Here is an 18851-nt window from a genome sequence, read left to right on the forward strand (position 1 = left end):
GTTCAGCCTCCGGGTATTGCTAATATTTACTGATGCGTAACGACAACAAGGCGAATAGCATCCAGACGCCAGCTTGCCTGATTTAAGTTAAGCAGTAACTGTTGGCGGTTGGATTCAATGGCCTCCAATTCATCATCACGAATATTTGGATTGACGGCTTTCAATGCTTCCAAACGGGAAAGTTCAGCAGTGAGATTTTCATCTGCTTGCTGTTTCGCTTGTTTAATCAATGATTTAGCCTGAGTTTCTACTAAACCCTCGGCCTGTTGCAAAATAGCGTGAACTTCTTTTTGTACCGCATTGACCAGTTTACTTGCAGTATGACGATTCACTGCATTAAGTTGGCGGTTAAAGCTTTCAAACTCCACCTGGCCAGCCAGATCATTGCCTTTCAGGTCCATCAGTATCCGTAATGGCGTTGGTGGAAGGAAACGAGTCAATTGCAGGTGTTTCGGGGCTTGAGCTTCAACTACGTAGATCAGCTCTACCAGCAGGGTTCCAACAGGTAATGCTTTATTTTTCAAAAGGGATACCGCACAGCTACCTGTATCACCGGAAAGGATCAGATCTAACCCATTACGGATAATTGGATGTTCCCAACTGATAAACTGGGCATCTTCACGGGACAGTGACTGTTCACGATTGAAGGTGATAGTACAACCATCTTTTGGTAACCCAGGGAAATCTGGGACCAGCATATGATCGGATGGTGTCAGCACTATCATGTTGTCATTGCGATCTTCCTGATTGATACCAACAATATCAAATAAGTTGAGAGAGAAATTCACTAGCTCAGTATCATTATCACACTCTGAAATTTTTTCTGCCAACCGCAAACCCTGCTCGCCACCATTGGAGTTCATTTCCAGCAGTCGGTCACGGCCTTGCTCCAGTTGCTGTTTGAGTTGCTCATGTTGTTGGCGGCACTGATCAATAAATTCACCAAATTTTTCCTGGCTATTGGGTTTGGCAAGATAGTTCAGCAGAGTTTCATAATAGTGATCATAAATAGTACGACCGGTTGGACAGGTATGCTCGAATGCATCCAAGCCTTCGTGATACCAACGAATCAAGACTGCTTGGGCAGTATTTTCCAGATAAGGCACACTAATCTGGATATCACGGCTTTGACCGATACGATCCAGACGTCCAATGCGCTGTTCCAGTAAATCCGGATTGAATGGCAAATCAAACATCACTAATTGGTTAGCGAACTGGAAATTGCGGCCTTCTGAGCCAATTTCTGAACACAGTAATACCTGAGCCCCTTCTTCTGCGGAAGCAAAATAAGCTGCGGCACGATCACGTTCAATCAGTGATAGACCTTCATGGAAAACAGCACCACGAATCCCTTCTCGCTCACGTAGTACCTGTTCCAATTGCAGAGCAGTGGTTGCTTTCGCACAAATTACCAGTACTTTTTCATGGCGATTTGCCATCAGAAAACCAAGTAACCACTCTACGCGGGGATCAAAGTGCCACCAGGTAGCATTTTCGCCTTCAAACTCTTGATAAATCTGTTCTGGGTAGAGCATATCCCATGCGCGTGCTTCCAGCGATTTTTTAGCGCCCATAATATCGGAGACTTTAATAGCAGTCTGATATTGGGATGGCAGAGGCAACTTTATCTGGTGCAGTTCGCGACGGGGGAAGCCTTTTACGCCATTACGGGTATTACGGAACAGAATACGGCTGGTGCCATGACGATCCATCAGCATGGAAATCAGTTCACGGCGTGCGGTTTCACTTTCATCACTATTACTATTGGCGGCTTTCAGCAGAGGCTCAATATCCTGTTCACTAATCAACTCACCCATTAGGTTTAACTGATTATTATTGAGTTGTTCACCGGATAACAGCAGTGTGACAGCATCGGCAACTGGACGGTATTTTTGTTGTTCGTCAATAAAAGCTTGATAATCGTGGAAACGGTTGGGATCAAGTAAGCGTAGACGGGCAAAATGGCTCTCCTGCCCTAGCTGTTCTGGTGTTGCGGTCAATAGCAATACGCCGGGGATCTGTTCAGCTAACTGTTCGACAACCTGATATTCACGGCTAGGAGCATCCTCGCTCCAGGCCAGATGATGAGCTTCATCCACTATCAGCAGATCCCAGTGGGCTTCAAGCATATGCTCAAAACGCTGTTTGTTGCGGCGGACAAAATCCAGTGAACAGAGTACCAATTGTTCTGTTTCAAATGGATTATCACTGTCGTGTCGTGCTTCGGTATAGCGACTATCGTCAAACAGGGCAAAGCGCAGATTAAAACGGCGTAGCATTTCTACCAGCCATTGATGTTGAAGGCTATCTGGCACAATCACCAGAACACGCTCAGCACGACCGGCCAGCAATTGTTGGTGGATGATCATCCCGGCTTCGATAGTTTTACCCAAACCGACTTCATCGGCCAACAGAACCCTTGGCGCGTAGCGTTTGCCGACTTCATTAGCGATATGAAGTTGATGAGGGATCAGGCTGGCGCGGATACCCCGCAAACCACTTTCAGCCAGTTTAAATTGTTCGCTTTGATATTTACGGGCACGAAAACGCAAGGCAAAGCGGTCCATACGGTCAATTTGACCAGCGAACAGGCGATCCTGTGGTTTGTTAAAGGTAAGTTTACTGTCAAGGAACACTTCGCGCAGACTGATATTTTCTTCCAGAGTATCAAGTCGTGTGCCTGTATAAATCAGCAGGCCATTTTCTAGTTGGACTTCATCCACTTTGAGTTGCCAGCCTTCGTGGCTGGTGACAACATCCCCCGAGTTAAACATAACACGGGTAATAGGAGAATCATTGCGTGCATAAAGGCGGTTTTCGCCGCTGGCAGGAAAGAGCAAAGTGACCATTCGTGCGTCCAGTGCAACAACGGTTCCTAATCCAAGTTCGCTTTCTGTATCGCTGATCCAGCGTTGACCGAGGGTAAATGGCATAAATTTTAACTCAGTTTCTGTTAGATAATGTTATTCATAGGTGGAGGACGACAGCTTGTATTTGGTCTAACGGAGACAATGGGCAGACAGCAAAACACCCCCGTTAATCCCCTTATCTCTCGTCAAAGGGGCGATATGTTAATGGAAGCAAAGCCGGTCGTCACCTGCAAAAAATAGTAATCAGCCAAATAATAATTAGCCAAAAGGCATTACCATCTGTCCGGTGAGTAAAGTTATAAAATCATCCTGTAAAAACGGCAGGATAGCATCAGCGATAGGCTGAAGTTGCTTATTGATATAGTGATCATAGTCTGGTGATGAATGCAGATTTTCCAGTGGTTCCGGCCCGGATTGTGTCATGACATAGCTTATCCAACCCCCATTTTGGTACTGCAAGGGCCGGTTATGTTGCAGATTGTATTCATCTGCCAGCCTTGCTGCCCTCACATGGGGTGGTACATTGCGCTGATAGTCAGACAACTTCCGGCCCAACCTTTTACGGTAGATTAGTTTATCATCAAATTTTCCTTTTAGGGTACTGGTAACATAACCACGGATAAACTCTTGATAAGGCTGTTCATGAAAAATCAGTGAATACAGTTGCTTCTGGAAATTTTGCGCCAGAGGTGTCCAGTCAGTGCGTACTGTCTCCAGACCTTTATAGACCATGCGGTCACCACTCAGACCGGCATAACGCTTTTTACTGCCTTGTTCAGCCCCACGGATGGTTGGCATCAGAAAACGGCGATAGTGAGTTTCAAATTCCAACTCAAGGGTGCTTTTAAGCCCAAAATGTTCTTGCAGGTGTTTTTGCCACCATTGGTTAACGAATCGCGCAAGTTCTTTGCCGATACTGAGAGCCAGTTCTTCTTCATGCGCCTGTTTCAGCCATATAAAGATAGAATCTGTATCACCGTAGATAACTTGATAGTTTTGAGATTCAATCAGCTTTCTGGTCTGGAGCATAATTTCGTGGCCGCGCATAGTAATGGAAGACGTCAGGCGCGGGTCGAAGAAACGACAGCCCTCCGCCCCCAGAACACCGTAGAAAGCGTTCATGATGATCTTCAATGCTTGTGACAATGGGGCGTTATGCTGTTTTTTTGCTGCGTCACGTTCATGCCAGATTTGCGTCACGATATCAGGCAGACAGTGCTGAGTACGGGAAAAGAAGGCATTGCGAAAACCGGGAACCGCATGCTCGCTGTCCGGCTGTGCCAGACCTTCCACCATACCGACAGGATCGATAAGAAAAGTGCGGATAATCGAGGGATACAGACTTTTATAATCCAGCACTAGCACTGAATCATACAAGCCGGGGCGAGAATCCATCACGAAACCACCGGGGCTGTTATCTTCAGGCTTCCCGCCTGGATTTGGGGCGACATAACCGATGCGGTGCATTTTTGGCATGTAAAGATGGGTGAAAGCGGTGACTGAACCGCCGCTGCGATCTACGGCGAGACCGGTAACTGTTGCCCTTTCCAACAGGAACTTCATTAAGTGGGTTTTATCGAAAATCTGGTTTACCAGAATACAGTCTTGCAGATTATATTGTGCCAGTGCGGGCTTATCTTGCTGGAAACGGCGGTCAATCTCATCCATACGCTGATAGGGTGTATCAATGGCTTTGCCTTCGCCCAATAGCTCTTGCGAGACATATTCCAGACTGAAAGAAGGAAAATTCCAGGTAGCGGTTTTCAGTGCTTCAATACCATCAATAATCAACCGACCGGCCGTAGAAGCGAAAAAGTGCCCCGGTTTAAAGCCGTGCTCCCGCCACTCCAGTAACCCTCCAGCCCGTCCAAATTTCAGTGGAACACCATAGCGTTCAGCATGTTTTTGTAAAATCCGTAGATCGAACTGAATCAGGTTCCAGCCAATAATGGCGTCAGGGTCATATTTTTCCAGCCACTCGTTGAGTCTTTCCAGCATTTGCGGACGACTTGCTACATATTCCAAATCAAAATTTACCGGGTGCTCATTACTGTCAGCAGGGCCAAGCATAAATACTTTTTGCTGATCACATCCTGCTAATCCAATGGAATAGAGTTCTCCATGCCTGCTGGTTTCAATATCCAGGGATACCCATTTCAATGTTGGGCGATAAGCCGGGTTAGGCTTCATCTGATAGCTACCATTAGGTGCCTGACTGAACCAGATGGGAGCCGTGATAAAACGTTCCATCATAAACCTGTCTGGTGGACGGATATCTGCTTCATAAACCTGAATTTCCTGTTGCTGTAGCACTTTCTCAATCCGTTGTAATTGGCGATATTGCTGGCAATAAAGCGCGGCGACAGGCTGGCGATTGAAATCTTTCAATGACAGTGGGCGGAGATGGTAGTTGCGCTCTTGAGCCAGAATTTTTTCTACCTGCGGCATATTAGCTTGCAAGATAAAAGCAACAGCTTGTTGGTGAAGAATTTTTATATGACGTGGCCCCTGATCTGTCACCAGCCAGTATTCCACCTCAATACCCGAGGGAGTATCCCGCCAATGGCGTGTCAGTATAAAACCTTGTTCAGCATGATTCTGTTGCATATAGAGGCAGGCGCTTATATTTGTTGAAAATAACTACAATTATAGCATTGAATCATGGTTATTTATACAGTTGCCTAATCTCACTATATTGTGATGTGGTGCATAAATGATAATCGAAACATTGCCGAAACTATCTCTTTATTGCAAAGAATGGAAAATAAAATAACTTTAAGTGAGATAGGCAGGTATTATTGAATATATCTATAAGAATATAGTCGTATAAAACGTATTGCATTCGTTATTAGTATTGCTATTTTAATATTATCTAGCTTTATTCTTAAGTGTATTTATATAATTAAATACTACCAATAATTAAAGTTACAGTAATGATGGATAATAACGTAGTCCATGTGATAATAGATGTCATTGCCTCATAATCACCACCCATTTGCCTAGCTAATATATAAGCATTGCCGACACAAGGTACGGCGGAATATAGAATAGCAATGTTCGCAGGCACGCCTGACGAACCTAAATATTTAATACTCTAAATAACTATTTATTTAAATTGTTAAAAATCATGGTTATTAAAATGTGGTTATTATTAGTAGAAAAAATTGTTTGAGAATATTTAGATTTTATCTGACGAGTAACCCATCCGGTAACGTTCGAGAGAGCGGCTGGTTTTATGGGTAGGAATAAAGCGTTCCATCTTACAAAAATTCGCCAGAGATGAGTTATGGATGATAATCTACTATGGATAATTGCTATTGAGATAGGTTTTTATATTTCATAACTTAACCAGAGCTATTTTTCTTATCTTATCTAGCAATAAAGCATAAATCTAGCGTAGTAAGTATAGAACCAATAAAGAACAAAGACAGCGGAAAAAACGAAGTAAATCACAGATCTGACTTTATTTTTTTTAAATAAAACGAATGATTTGTAGAAACATGCAATATAAAAAGGGATAAGCGGAGTTAAAATAAATAAAGGAGTTATTATATCAATGCCGCCTTCTTTATATTGCCAAAGTTCACAATCAACATAACCAAAATCAAAATAAGGCTCCTTAATATTAAAGGCAAATCCGTTAATAATAACGAAAGATAAGAATGACAATACTACGAATGTTATAATATCTGTAAATTTCATTTTCATTTTCATTTTTATCTATTTAATAAATTATCTAGATGATCTAGTCGATTATATACAGCTTCTCCGTATGAGACCCATTCATCTTCAGCTAATGTCCTCTGCCCTTTTGATTTGTAAATTGCTTTAATAAAATCGTCTTTTTTTCTTGTTATTCCTCGATTATATCTAGAACCCACCATAATATACTGTTCTTTTGTTAAGTTGCTAGTATCTGCATTAGGATAATCATAGAGAATTAAATCCTTTAAATGTCGAGCGACCATTTTAATATTAAATTCATCAAGTTGTAGGCAAGTTGCAATTTCTAATTGATCCCTAGTGGTTAATGTGTTTGAATCAAACCCCATCATATCAGCTACATGTCTTATCTGCATTGCAACTATACCAGTAGAGGTTTCATTTGAACCTTTATGGCGAGTTTTATTAATATTAAAAGCCTGCTCGTTCCATTGCCTCATTGCAATAGTATTTAATTTCCACATATCCGGTTTACCGCCTGCTTCTATTCTAGCAACAGAAGCCAAAAGATTCGGTGGTATTTGTTCTAAATGAGAATATTTTAAAATAAGTTGCTGATTATATTTAACGTATGCATCTTTATAACTGTCTATATATCTATTTTTGTTTCTTAGAAGATGTTTATCGACTTGCCACATAACAAGATCAAGTTCATCCCATCGCCTAAAAGATGGCCTGGAACTTGGGTTATATGTACAAAAATTATTACTTAATACCCTGTCACGCAATTTATTCATTCTTAATAAACCTCATCATCTCTGATGCTATAAGCAGAAGTACCAGCAATGTGATGACTCCACGTTATATTTTGATAAATGACAGAGATACTCTCTTCTGGCTGATTTTCTGCATGAGTTAAAGCGTGGGGGTAATGAGTATTAAAAGCATTTATTTTTGCTTTTGTTAATTCTATTGAATAAAACTTTTCTTGAGCGCCTTCTGATGAAGTTCTATAAAAATCTAACAGGATATGAAGTTCTTCGTTGTTTGAAATAGCTAGTCCAAGTAAAGGAGAGGATTTATCGATGGGTTTTATGATATTAAAAGGATGATGGCTTACGTGCTGTACTCGCGTTAAAGAATGGGTAGCGGAGTAAACTAGTATTTGATCCCGGTGGTTCTCTTGATATTTATTACCAATAGAATCAAAAGTAGAACAGCCTGCTGAAATTAACCCTTGGTTCTTTCCTTTTATGGTCGCATAAATCAAATTAGACATTATTAAATCCTTTATGAAAAATTAAAACATAAAAGACACTTATAACAAAAAAGATTTATATTGCCCAGTTTTATTTTTAAAATATAGACTTTGGTCACAGAAGGAAATAATCGAAATACTAAGCTATATCCTGTTCCCGTTTATTCTGATAGCGATGACATTAATAACGTCTAAATAGAAGCGACCTTCCTCCCCAAAATAGCAGCTTCAGGAACAGTGCCGGCAACCAGTGTATTTGTTAAGCCGTCATAATGGATATTGCCATCAACGATTAATAAAGCGCGATCAGCTATACGAGCGGCATCATCCAGATTATGGGAAACCATCAGTAATGTAAGCTGGCGTTCGTGGCAAACTTGTTCCAGTAATATCAGCATTTCATTACGCAGTGCCGGATCTAGGGCAGAAAATGGCTCGTCAAGTAATAAAATTGGCTGTTGGCGTACTAGACAACGGGCTAATGCTGCCCGCTGCCGTTGTCCACCAGAAAGTTGAGCTGGCAGACGGGTCAGGCAATTTTCCAACGAAACTTGAGAGACTATTTGCTGTAATATCTGTTTCTGCGTGCTATTAAGGCGTAATCCGGGATGTAAGCCTAGCCCAATATTCTGCTCAATTGTCAAATGAGAGAAGAGATTATTTTCTTGAAACAACATGGAGACCGGGCGTTGAGCAGGTGACGTACTGGTATGATTTTCCCCGTTCAGCCATAGGAAACCTCTTTCTGCTGTTTGAAAGCCGGCGATTAGGTTTAGGAGTGTACTTTTACCTGCCCCACTAGGGCCTAGGATTGCGATACGTTCTCCGGCCTGAATTTGCAAGTCAAAGCGCATCACCAGATGCTCATAGCGATAAGTCAGATTTTCAAGTTTGAGCATTACGTGGTCTCGGTAAGCGTTCAAGTAAACTAAACAGCATAAAACATAACAATAACAGCAATAAAGCAGTGATAGCGCCATCCTGACTACGATAAGCTCCGATTTGCTGGTAGAGATAGAAGGGCAGGGTACGGAAATCTTCATTGCCAAATAACGCGACAACGCCAAAATCTCCAATAGAAAGAACACAAGCAAAGGCCAGCGCTTGTGCCAGCGGAACTTTCAGTGCTTTTAGCTCAATCCAACGCAGTCGGTTAATACCTTGAATATTCAGGGAGCGACACAGTGGATTATAGCGGGCCGCCAGATCTTTCATTGGATTATCCAGAACTTTCAGTGCATAGGGAATGGCCATCAGTGCGTTGGTTAAAATCACCAGACCATAGGGTGAACGGGGCAGTCCGACGGTATCATTGAGCAACAGAAAGAATCCTGTTGCCAATACAATGCCTGGCATAGAAAGGATTAACAAACCGCTCATTTCCATTGCTTGTCCCCAGTGGGGGGAATGACGCAGGTACAGCTCACGGCTGCTCCATAGCAGCATCATAGTGAATAAAACACATAATAACCCTGCGCCTAAAGCAATCACCGTTGAGGTGATAAATGCTTGCCACAATGCAGGTTGGCGTAATACGTTAAGCAACCCGCTGTTAAGGCCATCCACGACAACAGCCAATAATGGCGGCACGAGTAGTAATAATGCTGCGGTAATTAACAGACTGTCGCAGATTTTTCTCAACAAAGTATCCTGTGGATTACGCCATTGTTGTTGGTTGCTGTAGCCGACAGATAGAGCACTGTTAAGCTTCTGGCTGAGGAGCACAAGGCCAAGGCAGCAGGTAATCTGAATCAACGCCAGTAACGCGGCACGGTTGAGATCGTAGTCATAGCTTAACGCCTGATAGATTGCCAGTTCGATAGTGGTTGCAGCAGGCCCGCCACCTAACGCCAGCACGGTAGCAAAACTGGCGAAACAGAGCATAAAAATCAGTGCGCCAGTTGGTAGGATTTGGCGGCGTAGGTAAGGCCATTCAACAAAACGAAAATGTTGCCATTCATTCATACCTAGCTGCGCCGCTAATTGCCGTTGTTCCACCGCGATGTTTTCCAGAGATTGCAGTAACAGCCGTGTTGCTAGTGGCATATTAAAGAAGATATGTGCCAGCAAAATTCCTGGTAAACCATAAGGAGTGAAATGGTAATTGATGCCGATCCATTCGCAGAACTGAGCCAGCCAGCCGACTCTGCCATAGACCGTCAGAATGCCGAATAGCGCGACTAATACAGGCAAAACCAGCGTCATGGCACATAGGCGGAGAAATAGAGTTCGGCCTGGAAAATGACGACGATAGAGTGCTCTGGAAAGAACAATCGCCGGGATAACAGAAAACAGCGCCGATAAAAAAGCCTGCCAGAATGTAAAACCCACTACATGCCACAGATAGCTATCTCCTGCCAGTAAAGACCAATTACGTTCAGGCGCATTAAACCAAAGCGCACCGAACGCTAGTAAGGCGACCAACAATAAAAGACCGGAGGCAATGGCCCCCGGTAACAGCCATCGGGCAATCATCGGCTGACAGCGTTTTGCCATGCACGAATCCATTGGTTACGGTATTTTGCGACTTCTTCTGCGGGATATTGCAGCGATTTTTCAGGTATTGAAAGCTGTGAATACACTTCTGGAAGTGGGATATCAATGGCCGGATACATCCAGTTAGTGGTTGGAATTTCCTGTTGGAAAGCTGGTGTCAGCATAAACTGCATAAATTTTTGGGCAAGCTCCGGCTGCTTGCTGGAGGCCAGTTGTGCAGCCACTTCGACTTGCAGGTAATGACCTTCATTGAAGGTAGCGGCAGCATAATCGTTTTTCTTCTCAGATAAGAGGTGGTAGCCCGGTGAAGAGGTATAGCTCAATACCATATCACCCTCTCCTTTCAGGAACAGACCATAAGCTTCACTCCAGCCTTTGGTAACAGTTAGTGTTTTCTTTGCCAGTTTTTGCCAGGCTTGTGGGACATCATCACCATAAATCTTCTGCATCCATAACAGCAAACCTTGCCCTGGCGTGCTGGTACGAGGATCTTGATAGATCACTTTCCAGTTATTGTGGCTATTGATTAGCTCATCCATACTTTTTGGCGGGTTTGGTAAAGTCTTTTTGTTATAAATGAAGGCAAAATAGCCATAGTCATAAGGAATGAATATCGGGTTATGCCATGACACCGGCAGTGCCAGCTTGCTGATATCCACTTGACTTTCAGTGAACAGCCCCGTTTGTTGCGCCGCTTGAATTAAGTTGTTATCTAACCCAAGAACAATATCAGCAGTAGTACGCTTTCCTTCCATTCTTAGGCGATTGAGCAAAGAAACACCATCTTCCAGAGCGACCAGTTTCAGTTCACAGTCACATTCAGCTTCGAAGGCTTTTTTAATTGTGGGCCCGGGTCCCCATTCTGCGGCAAAAGAATCATAGGTATAGATTGTTAATACCGGCTTGGCTTGTAAAACCGGACTTAATAGCAACGTAGAGGCTGATAGGGCCGTCAGTGCGATTAATTTGGAAAATAACGTCTTAAACACTTTACTCTCCTTACATTAAGAGGATTGGCAAAGGATTTGAGGAGGCGCTAAACGGCAAGATGATGTCTGTGAAATAGTTAGCAGCTCAAATCCCTACGCCGGTATTAGCCGGATCAGGTTCGGCGGGTTTACTCTCAGCAAGGCTGTTTTAAACAGCCAGCACCCCGTTGAGATGGCGCTATTGTAGAGATTTAGCTGGCGACTGCAAAGTCCAATGATAGAGGTTTACCACTTGAGGGTAGTGTGAAACAATTAGTCATCTTTCAAATTTAGTTTATCGAGGTAGTCTGGTGATCGATGATGATGGCTACCGCCCGAATGTAGGAATTGTAATTTGTAATCGGCAAGGTCAGGTTTTGTGGGCTCGGCGTTATGGGCAGCATTCCTGGCAATTTCCTCAAGGGGGCATTAATCCGGGGGAATCACCAGAACAGGCTATGTACCGGGAACTGTATGAAGAAGTGGGTTTAGGTCGGAAAGATGTACGCGTTTTGGCCTCTACTCGTAATTGGTTACGTTACAAATTACCCAAGCGTTTGGTGCGTTGGGATACTCGACCTGTCTGTATCGGTCAAAAACAGCGGTGGTTTTTATTACAACTGCTCTGTAATGAAGAAGACATTAATGTGCAACACAGTAATACCCCGGAGTTCGATGGTTGGCGTTGGGTCAGCTATTGGTATCCTGTTCGGCAGGTTGTCTCTTTTAAGCGTGATGTTTATCGGCGCGTGATGAAAGAGTTTTCTTCGGTTGTCATGCCAATACAGGAAAGCTCATCTCTGCCACGTTCTTCGTATTCTTATCGTCGCAAAAGAAGTTAGGTGAGTTCTATGCTCATGCGCTTACGGGAAATTGTTGAAAAAGTTGCTATGGCAACCAATCTGGCCGAAGCGCTTGAGCTATTGGTGAACGAGACCTGTCTGGCGATGAACACGGATGTCTGTTCTATCTATCTTGCTGATCATCAACGGCGGTGTTATTACCTGATGGCAACCCGAGGGTTGAGAAAACCCCGGGGAAGAGCTGTCAGTTTGGCTTTTGGTGAGGGAGTCGTTGGACAAGTTGGTCAATTGTCTGAACTGATTAATCTGGCTGATGTCCGCAGCCATCCAAGTTTCAAATATTTGCCTCAAGTTAAAGAGGATAGCTTTCGCGCTTTTTTGGGCGTTCCGGTGGTCTATCGCCGCCAGTTGCAAGGTGTTTTAGTCGTTCAGCAGCAGGAACAACGCTTGTTTAATGAAACCGAAGAGTCCTTTATGGTGACGCTGGCGACACAACTGGCGGTGATCCTTGCTCAAGCTCAGACTAAGGGGTTGTTTGGTCAGTATCGGCAAACCAGAATTAAAGCGCTGGCAATTTCCAATGGCATCGTGATGGCTCAGGGATGGCAAGATTGTTCCCAACCCTCACTTGACCAAATTTTTGAAGCTTCAACCCTTGATCATGCAGCGGAACGTTCTCGTTTGATTCAGGCGCTTGAAGATGCAACGGCAGAATGTCGTCGGCTCAGTAAACGTTTTACCGCGGGTTCTCAAAAAGAGAGTGCCGCAATTTTTGATCTTTATTCCTACCTTTTGAATGATCCTCAGTTGAAACAAGATCTGTTCTCCTGTGTTGAACAGGGGTCTGTGGCGCAATGGGCTGTTAAACAAGTTATTGAGACATACGCAGAACAATTTGCCAGCTTGCAGGATGCTTATATGCGGGAAAGAGCATCGGATCTACGGGCACTTGGGCAGCGATTATTATTTCATCTTGATGATTCGCTGACTGCCAGCCATCAATGGCCTGAATGGTTTATTCTGGTTGCAGATGAACTGAGTGCTAACCTATTGGCAGAAGTACCGCAAGAAAGATTAGCAGGAGTTATTGTTCGTGATGGCGCTACTCATTCACACTCGGCCATATTGGTACGTGCAATGGGTATCCCGGCCATTATGGGGGCAGATATCCAGCCGGAACTCCTGCACAATCGTATGCTGATTCTTGATGGTTTCCGTGGGGAAGTTTTCATTGAACCTGAACCACTGATTTCGCAGGAATATAAACAGATTATCGAAGAAGAAAAAGCGCTTAGTAAACTGGCCGAGGGAGATGTTGATCAGGAAGCGCGGCTCAAAAGTGGTGAACGCATTTTGGTTCAGCTTAATGCAGGTTTGAGCCTGAAATATGAGTTACAAATCAGTAACAGTATTGATGGTGTTGGACTCTATCGCACTGAAATACCCTTTATGCTGCACAGCGGTTTCCCGTCAGAAGATGAACAAAAAGCGCGTTATCAGGAGATGTTGCAATTATTTCCCGATAAACCGGTGGTATTACGTACACTTGATATCGGTGCCGATAAACAGTTGCCTTATATGCCGATTAGCGAAGAGAACCCATGTTTGGGATGGCGTGGTATTCGGGTGACACTGGATCAACCGGAGATTTTTCTTATTCAGCTTAGAGCAATGCTCAGAGCTAACGTTGATACGGGTAATCTGAAAATCCTGCTACCTATGGTAACGAGTGTAGAAGAAATTGATGAAGCTAAACGGTTGTTAGACAGAGCGAAAGAAGAAGTCGAGCAAATGTTGGTGCGTCAAATACCTATGCCTCAATTCGGTGTAATGATTGAGGTTCCTTCGATGATTTTCCTATTGCCACAACTCAAAAAGAGAGTCGATTTTGTGTCTATTGGCACCAATGACCTAACACAATATCTATTGGCAGTGGATCGGAATAATACTCACGTCGCTTCTCTTTATGATTGCTTGCATCCGGCGGTAATTCGGGCATTAAAACTGGTATTTGAAAATAGCCAACGAGCAGGTCTTACCGTCAGTATTTGTGGTGAAATGGCAGGAACCCCGATGGGGGCGTTATTATTGATTGGTCTTGGCTATCGTAGTCTGAGTATGAGTGGTTGTAGTGTGCCAAGGATTAAGTATTTATTGCGCCATCTAGAGATGGCTCAGGTTGAAAAATTAATGGCCGAAATACTACAAGCTGAAACCAGCCTAAGAGTGAAGGAGCTGTCAGCAACGTTTATGGAGCAGCATGGGGTTGGCGGTTTGGTCAGAGGTGGCATTTAATCCGTTTAACGGCCTGTGCTATGATTCTCAATCAATTGCCTTAGGGCATTAACGCTAAATATTAAGTGGGGAAAGATGAGTAACAGCTACCTGGCATTTCCTAATATTGACCCGGTTATTTTTTCAATAGGTCCAATAGCCCTCCATTGGTATGGTTTCATGTATCTGGTTGGGTTTGTATTCGCCATGTGGCTAGCGACACGCAGGGCAGCGAAACCCAATAGTGGTTGGACAAAAAACGAAGTAGAGAACTTGCTTTATGCAGGTTTTGCTGGCGTATTTGTTGGTGGCCGTCTGGGCTACGTCCTGTTTTATAATTTCCCTGCCTTTCTCGACAACCCGCTTTATTTATTTAAAGTTTGGGACGGTGGAATGTCTTTCCACGGTGGTTTGGTGGGGGTTATCTGCGCAATGTGGTTGTTTGGTCGCAGAACGAAACGCCATTTCTTACAAGTGGCTGACTTCATTGCACCGTTAGTCCCTTTTGGCTTAGGCATGGGGAGAATCGGTAATTTTATTAACGGCGAGTTGTGGGGACGTGTCACATTGGATACGCCGTGGGCAATGCTGTTCCCAAGCTCCCGCAGTGAAGATATTGCACTGGCTGCAACGGAGCCTTCATTGCTATCGGTACTTGAGCAATATGGTGTTCTGCCACGTCACCCTTCGCAGCTTTATGAAATGGCGTTGGAAGGGATCGTTCTGTTCATTATTTTAAATTTATATATCCGTAAACCTCGGCCGATGGGCAGTGTTTCTGGTTTATTCTTAATTGGTTACGGTATTTTCCGGGTAATAGTCGAGTTTTTCCGTCAACCGGATGCACAATTGGGTTTATTCGACGGGATCAGCATGGGGCAAATTCTTTCTATCCCAATGATCCTGGCGGGAATTTTAATGGTGATATGGGCATACAAACACCAAGGTAATAAGGTACAAGAGGTAAAATGAAACAGTATCTGGATTTAATGACAAGAGTGCTTGCAGGGGGCACTCCGAAGGCAGACCGTACCGGGACGGGGACTCTCTCCATTTTCGGGCATCAGATGCGTTTCAATTTGCAGGATGGCTTTCCGCTAGTTACAACTAAACGTTGCCATATCCGTTCAATTATTCATGAGCTTCTTTGGTTTCTGAATGGTGATACCAATATTAAATACCTGCATGAAAATGGGGTGACTATTTGGGATGAATGGGCGGATGAAAATGGTGATTTGGGGCCTGTGTATGGTAAGCAATGGCGTGCATGGGGTACCGCAGATGGCCGCCAGATTGATCAATTGAAAACCGTACTGGAACAGCTTAAAAGCGATCCAGATTCACGTAGGATCATTGTTTCGGCTTGGAACGTTGGTGAGCTGGATAAAATGGCATTAGCGCCATGCCACGCTTTCTTCCAGTTTTATGTTGCGGATGGCAAACTTTCCTGTCAGCTTTACCAGCGCTCCTGTGACGTATTCCTTGGCTTACCGTTCAATATTGCGAGCTATGCATTGCTGGTTCATATGATGGCGCAACAGTGTGATTTGGAAGTAGGTGATTTTGTCTGGACCGGTGGCGACACCCATCTTTATAGCAACCATATGGAACAGACAAAATTACAACTCAGCCGTGAACCGCGTTCACTACCAAAACTGGTGATAAAGCGTAAACCGGCATCAATTTTTGATTATAAATTTGATGACTTTGAAATAATTGATTATGACCCGCATCCAGGAATAAAGGCACCGGTTGCTATTTAGTTGTTTGGTTATTAGAAATAATCTGGAGGGAGATTATTGAGTGTAAATTGTCTCCCTTTTTTTCAGAAAATATTATTTCTTAGAAGAAAGTCAGAGATCTGCTTGGTAATTCAGAGTATTTGGGGTGTAGGATATTTATTGTGAAAAATGGGATATCTAAATTGGAAGGTGGGAAAGATCAAGCCGATATAAACGCAGAACAACAGGCGATAGCGTTGCTTAAAATCGCTATGCTGTCTAAGAAAGACATTATAGAAGGTAGAAAAATGGTTCCCGAAGAAGCACTTCGTAGGCGCAGGGAACATCGGGCTTGATATATACCCGTTATCTTTCAAGTTGCCTATTTGTTGGCTGTACTCACTCACCCGGTCACATAATTCTCTATGTTCCCGGGGATTCGCTCCCTTGCCGTCGTGATTCATCTTTAAATTCATAGGGTATAGTAAAAAACTCTCTATGGCGTATTAGTCTTAGAGTCGGATAGGTCGGTATTAAACCCAGCCTAAGACAGCAATATGAAAGATCTTAAAAAATCTTTTTTACTCTATCAATTGTAGAAATATATAAAGTTAATCGATAAAAACTGTACTAGAAACTTTGAAACGTGTACTCAAGGCTTTTATATGAGTTACCGTTAGTGACTTTGTTCCACTCAGAATTTGTGATACCAGAAGAGCTTCCCCGATTTCATTTTTGAGGTCGGCTTGTGTAAGGCCGTATTGATCCATCAGAACTCGTAGGACTGCAACCCCCGTAGGGATATTTTCAATAGCTTGGTTAAATTCTGCAAATTCAGGGGCGGTATCTTCATAGCGTTCAATTGTTGTAGTTAGAATATCAATTAACCCTTTGTTATTGTCATAGTCTTTGAAAAGCTCATCAATCAAATCCAGCGCTTCTTTGTACTGTTCTGAGGTATCGATGTAGGTCAGCCAAGGGATCTCTGAAAACAGAGCGCGAGCCCGTTCCTGAACGACTGAAAAATTGATCATTCTCTGTTTCTCCGGTAGTCATTGGTTAGCTTGTCGTATTCTGCGTGAGATACGATATGTTTAATATAATGGTGCTCCATTGAAAACTCGATAAAGGCCAGTAACCGAACATTATTACCACCAATATCTATATCCGTCATCTTTCAAGTTGCCTCTTTGTTGGCTGTACTTGCTCACCTGGTCACATAGTTATCTATGCTCCCGGGGATTCGCTCCCTTGCCGCCGCGATGCATCTTGAAATCCATAGGGTATATACACCACCATTGATTGCTATACTTAAAATAATCTTCTCAATTAATTACTTTTTGGTCTGATATTATTTATCTTTATAGAATAAATTAATAGTAATAACAACCTCATGTAAATCACTCAATCTTTTCTTTATTATGTTCATGAAGCTTCTTCCTCATGACCATATAACCTTACAATGCATGACAATAATAATAAATAAAAATCGCTATTCTTATTGATTTTTGCGAAGCTCTACGCAATTTAAATGTAATAATGATAAACTATTATTTTTTTATTGACGCATTCTCGCATAAAATTCAATTGTATATTTATTCTGTGTTTAAAATGAATAAAATGTTTTACGAAAGAAAATAAGGATCTATCAATGGTAAATAATATGAATATAATTGGCCATTATAATATTGATAATCAATTAGGTTTTTCTTTATTGGAATTGATGATCGTTATTGTTTTGGTTTCAATATTTTCCTTATGGGGAGTACAGGAATGGGGTTATCACCAGGAAAGAGCAAGGTTACAGGAATCAGCACAGAAAATATTAACATTTATAGCCAGACAACAATCTTTAGCAAATTATCTGAATAAAAGAGTCGTGTTGTGGCTGAAAATCGGAAAGGATTGGTGCATAATGCTCTCTAATCCAGTATTGGCTAATTGTGATTCGGAAAATATTGAAGGGATAAACTCACCCTATCAGGATGTTATTATCAGTTCAGCAACCAAGGATCAGATAGAGTTTCATGGAATAAGAAACACCATGATACCTGCGAGTTTTACTTTGGCGAATTCCGCAGGTGAAATATCTATTATTTTTTCTTCTCGGGGTAGGATGAGATCATGTAGTAGTAATAAGTTTAATCAGATTCCAGCTTGTGATTAATGATGCTTTTTCCACTAAAATAATTGATACTTTATTGGAATAATGAAAAATAAAAACCAATCTGGAATGACATTATTAGAAGTTATTGTGGCAATGGCTATTGGCAGTATTATCTTACTGGCAATTGCTAAAAGCTATCCTATTTTAACCAAACAAATAATGGAGTTATATCAAAGGTATCGTTTAGGCTATTTTATTAAACAAACATTACATATTATAGAAAAAGATATTCGCCGTGCTGGATATTGCCAGCATTATTGTGACGGCAAGCCGATATTAATCAGTAATAAAAGTGATGAGAGTGGTGATTCATGCCTGGTTATTGCATACGATCTTAACATAAATAACCAATGGGAACCGCCAGAACACAGTGAATCGGAATTCTTTGGCTATCGCCTTAGCAATCAGTCAGTAGAGTGGAAAAGGGGGGCGGGTAACTGTCAGGAAAATGGTTGGGAAAGGCTGTTTGATCCAAATGAAATAGTGGTAGATTCCTTTAAAGCTGAAAAATTACCAGCAAAAGATGGTTTGGTTTTTATCAAATTGGTGCTTATTGCACATTGGTTTAAACATCCATCGATAAACTACCAATATCAGTCAGTAATACGTTTGCGCAATATCAGGGGATAAG

The 18851-nt window shown here is 42.6% G+C and carries 16 protein-coding genes and 1 riboswitch; of the genes, 7 read left to right on the forward strand and 9 right to left on the reverse strand.

Translation table 11 applies throughout. The features are described 5' to 3' along the window. Positions 1-26: 26 nt before the first annotated feature. The 7 genes from rapA to thiB all read right to left on the reverse strand — a co-directional run bounded on the left by rapA (position 27) and on the right by thiB (position 11276). Positions 27-2933 (reverse strand): RNA polymerase-associated protein RapA, encoded by a 2907-nt coding sequence (gene rapA, locus EAE91_RS10125; RefSeq protein ID WP_214088388.1) that lies wholly within the window; start codon positions 2931-2933, stop codon positions 27-29. A 195-nt stretch (positions 2934-3128) separates the two neighbouring features. Beyond that, positions 3129-5477, reverse strand: a complete 2349-nt coding sequence (locus tag EAE91_RS10130) for a DNA polymerase II (RefSeq protein WP_214088389.1) — start codon at positions 5475-5477, stop codon at positions 3129-3131. 1109 nt (positions 5478-6586) lie between these two features. Beyond that, positions 6587-7330, reverse strand: coding sequence for a hypothetical protein (locus EAE91_RS10135; protein ID WP_214088390.1), 744 nt, complete (start codon positions 7328-7330; stop codon positions 6587-6589). A 2-nt stretch (positions 7331-7332) separates the two neighbouring features. Then, positions 7333-7812, reverse strand: a complete 480-nt coding sequence (locus tag EAE91_RS10140) for an Hcp family type VI secretion system effector (protein WP_214088391.1) — start codon at positions 7810-7812, stop codon at positions 7333-7335. 170 nt (positions 7813-7982) lie between these two features. Next, a complete protein-coding gene (thiQ, locus tag EAE91_RS10145; RefSeq protein ID WP_214088392.1) occupies positions 7983-8690 on the reverse strand; it encodes a thiamine ABC transporter ATP-binding protein ThiQ in 708 nt (235 codons plus the stop codon). Then, positions 8677-10287 (reverse strand): thiamine/thiamine pyrophosphate ABC transporter permease ThiP, encoded by a 1611-nt coding sequence (gene thiP / locus EAE91_RS10150; protein ID WP_214088393.1) that lies wholly within the window; start codon positions 10285-10287, stop codon positions 8677-8679. Before thiP ends, thiQ begins: the two co-directional genes overlap by 14 nt. Next, positions 10263-11276 carry a thiamine ABC transporter substrate binding subunit gene (thiB, locus tag EAE91_RS10155; RefSeq protein WP_214088394.1) on the reverse strand — a complete coding sequence of 338 codons (1014 nt, stop codon included), beginning with the start codon at positions 11274-11276 and terminating at the stop codon, positions 10263-10265. Before thiB ends, thiP begins: the two co-directional genes overlap by 25 nt. A 72-nt stretch (positions 11277-11348) precedes the next feature. Next, positions 11349-11453: riboswitch (TPP riboswitch) on the reverse strand. Between the two features lie 113 nt (positions 11454-11566). Here thiB and rppH point away from each other — a divergent pair. The 5 genes from rppH to EAE91_RS10180 all read left to right on the forward strand — a co-directional run bounded on the left by rppH (position 11567) and on the right by EAE91_RS10180 (position 16409). Beyond that, on the forward strand, positions 11567-12097 hold the full coding sequence (gene rppH, locus EAE91_RS10160) for an RNA pyrophosphohydrolase (protein WP_214088395.1): 531 nt from the start codon (positions 11567-11569) through the stop codon (positions 12095-12097). Positions 12098-12106: 9 nt separating this feature from the next. After that, positions 12107-14353 (forward strand): phosphoenolpyruvate--protein phosphotransferase, encoded by a 2247-nt coding sequence (gene ptsP, locus EAE91_RS10165; RefSeq protein WP_214088396.1) that lies wholly within the window; start codon positions 12107-12109, stop codon positions 14351-14353. A gap of 75 nt (positions 14354-14428) precedes the next feature. Further along, a complete protein-coding gene (lgt, locus tag EAE91_RS10170; RefSeq protein ID WP_214088397.1) occupies positions 14429-15304 on the forward strand; it encodes a prolipoprotein diacylglyceryl transferase in 876 nt (291 codons plus the stop codon). Next, positions 15301-16095 carry a thymidylate synthase gene (gene thyA / locus EAE91_RS10175; protein ID WP_214088398.1) on the forward strand — a complete coding sequence of 265 codons (795 nt, stop codon included), beginning with the start codon at positions 15301-15303 and terminating at the stop codon, positions 16093-16095. The genes lgt and thyA overlap by 4 nt, the downstream gene beginning before the upstream one ends. A 140-nt stretch (positions 16096-16235) precedes the next feature. Beyond that, entirely contained in the window at positions 16236-16409 is a 174-nt protein-coding gene (locus EAE91_RS10180; protein WP_214088399.1) for a hypothetical protein, read from the forward strand. Between the two features lie 255 nt (positions 16410-16664). On the opposite strand, the gene EAE91_RS10185 is transcribed toward EAE91_RS10180, so the two are convergent. Then, positions 16665-17087: a helix-turn-helix domain-containing protein gene (locus EAE91_RS10185; protein WP_214088400.1), complete on the reverse strand. Its 423-nt coding sequence runs from the start codon at positions 17085-17087 to the stop codon at positions 16665-16667. Then, a complete protein-coding gene (locus EAE91_RS10190; RefSeq protein ID WP_214088401.1) occupies positions 17084-17227 on the reverse strand; it encodes a type II toxin-antitoxin system HigB family toxin in 144 nt (47 codons plus the stop codon). The genes EAE91_RS10185 and EAE91_RS10190 overlap by 4 nt, the downstream gene beginning before the upstream one ends. 477 nt (positions 17228-17704) lie before the next feature. Here EAE91_RS10190 and EAE91_RS10195 point away from each other — a divergent pair, with 477 nt between their 5' ends. After that, complete coding sequence (locus EAE91_RS10195; RefSeq protein ID WP_214088402.1) at positions 17705-18220, forward strand: prepilin peptidase-dependent protein; 516 nt, start codon at positions 17705-17707, stop codon at positions 18218-18220. 42 nt (positions 18221-18262) lie between these two features. Beyond that, positions 18263-18850, forward strand: coding sequence for a prepilin peptidase-dependent protein (locus EAE91_RS10200; RefSeq protein ID WP_214088403.1), 588 nt, complete (start codon positions 18263-18265; stop codon positions 18848-18850). Position 18851 lies beyond the last annotated feature (1 nt).

The organism is Photorhabdus noenieputensis (genome assembly GCF_018448935.1).
Taxonomy (GTDB): Bacteria; Pseudomonadota; Gammaproteobacteria; order Enterobacterales; family Enterobacteriaceae; genus Photorhabdus; species Photorhabdus noenieputensis.

What these genes read in the sequence shown, in the direction of transcription:
- rapA (WP_214088388.1), bottom strand. Translation starts at nt 2,933, where the DNA reads ATGCCATTTACCCTCGGTCAACGCTGGATCAGCGATACAGAAAGCGAA.
- EAE91_RS10130 (WP_214088389.1), bottom strand. Translation starts at nt 5,477, where the DNA reads ATGCAACAGAATCATGCTGAACAAGGTTTTATACTGACACGCCATTGG.
- EAE91_RS10135 (WP_214088390.1), bottom strand. Translation starts at nt 7,330, where the DNA reads ATGAATAAATTGCGTGACAGGGTATTAAGTAATAATTTTTGTACATAT.
- EAE91_RS10140 (WP_214088391.1), bottom strand. Translation starts at nt 7,812, where the DNA reads ATGTCTAATTTGATTTATGCGACCATAAAAGGAAAGAACCAAGGGTTA.
- thiQ (WP_214088392.1), bottom strand. Translation starts at nt 8,690, where the DNA reads ATGCTCAAACTTGAAAATCTGACTTATCGCTATGAGCATCTGGTGATG.
- thiP (WP_214088393.1), bottom strand. Translation starts at nt 10,287, where the DNA reads ATGGCAAAACGCTGTCAGCCGATGATTGCCCGATGGCTGTTACCGGGG.
- ptsP (WP_214088396.1), top strand. Translation starts at nt 12,107, where the DNA reads ATGCTCATGCGCTTACGGGAAATTGTTGAAAAAGTTGCTATGGCAACC.
- lgt (WP_214088397.1), top strand. Translation starts at nt 14,429, where the DNA reads ATGAGTAACAGCTACCTGGCATTTCCTAATATTGACCCGGTTATTTTT.
- thyA (WP_214088398.1), top strand. Translation starts at nt 15,301, where the DNA reads ATGAAACAGTATCTGGATTTAATGACAAGAGTGCTTGCAGGGGGCACT.
- EAE91_RS10185 (WP_214088400.1), bottom strand. Translation starts at nt 17,087, where the DNA reads ATGATCAATTTTTCAGTCGTTCAGGAACGGGCTCGCGCTCTGTTTTCA.
- EAE91_RS10190 (WP_214088401.1), bottom strand. Translation starts at nt 17,227, where the DNA reads ATGACGGATATAGATATTGGTGGTAATAATGTTCGGTTACTGGCCTTT.
- EAE91_RS10195 (WP_214088402.1), top strand. Translation starts at nt 17,705, where the DNA reads ATGGTAAATAATATGAATATAATTGGCCATTATAATATTGATAATCAA.
- EAE91_RS10200 (WP_214088403.1), top strand. Translation starts at nt 18,263, where the DNA reads ATGAAAAATAAAAACCAATCTGGAATGACATTATTAGAAGTTATTGTG.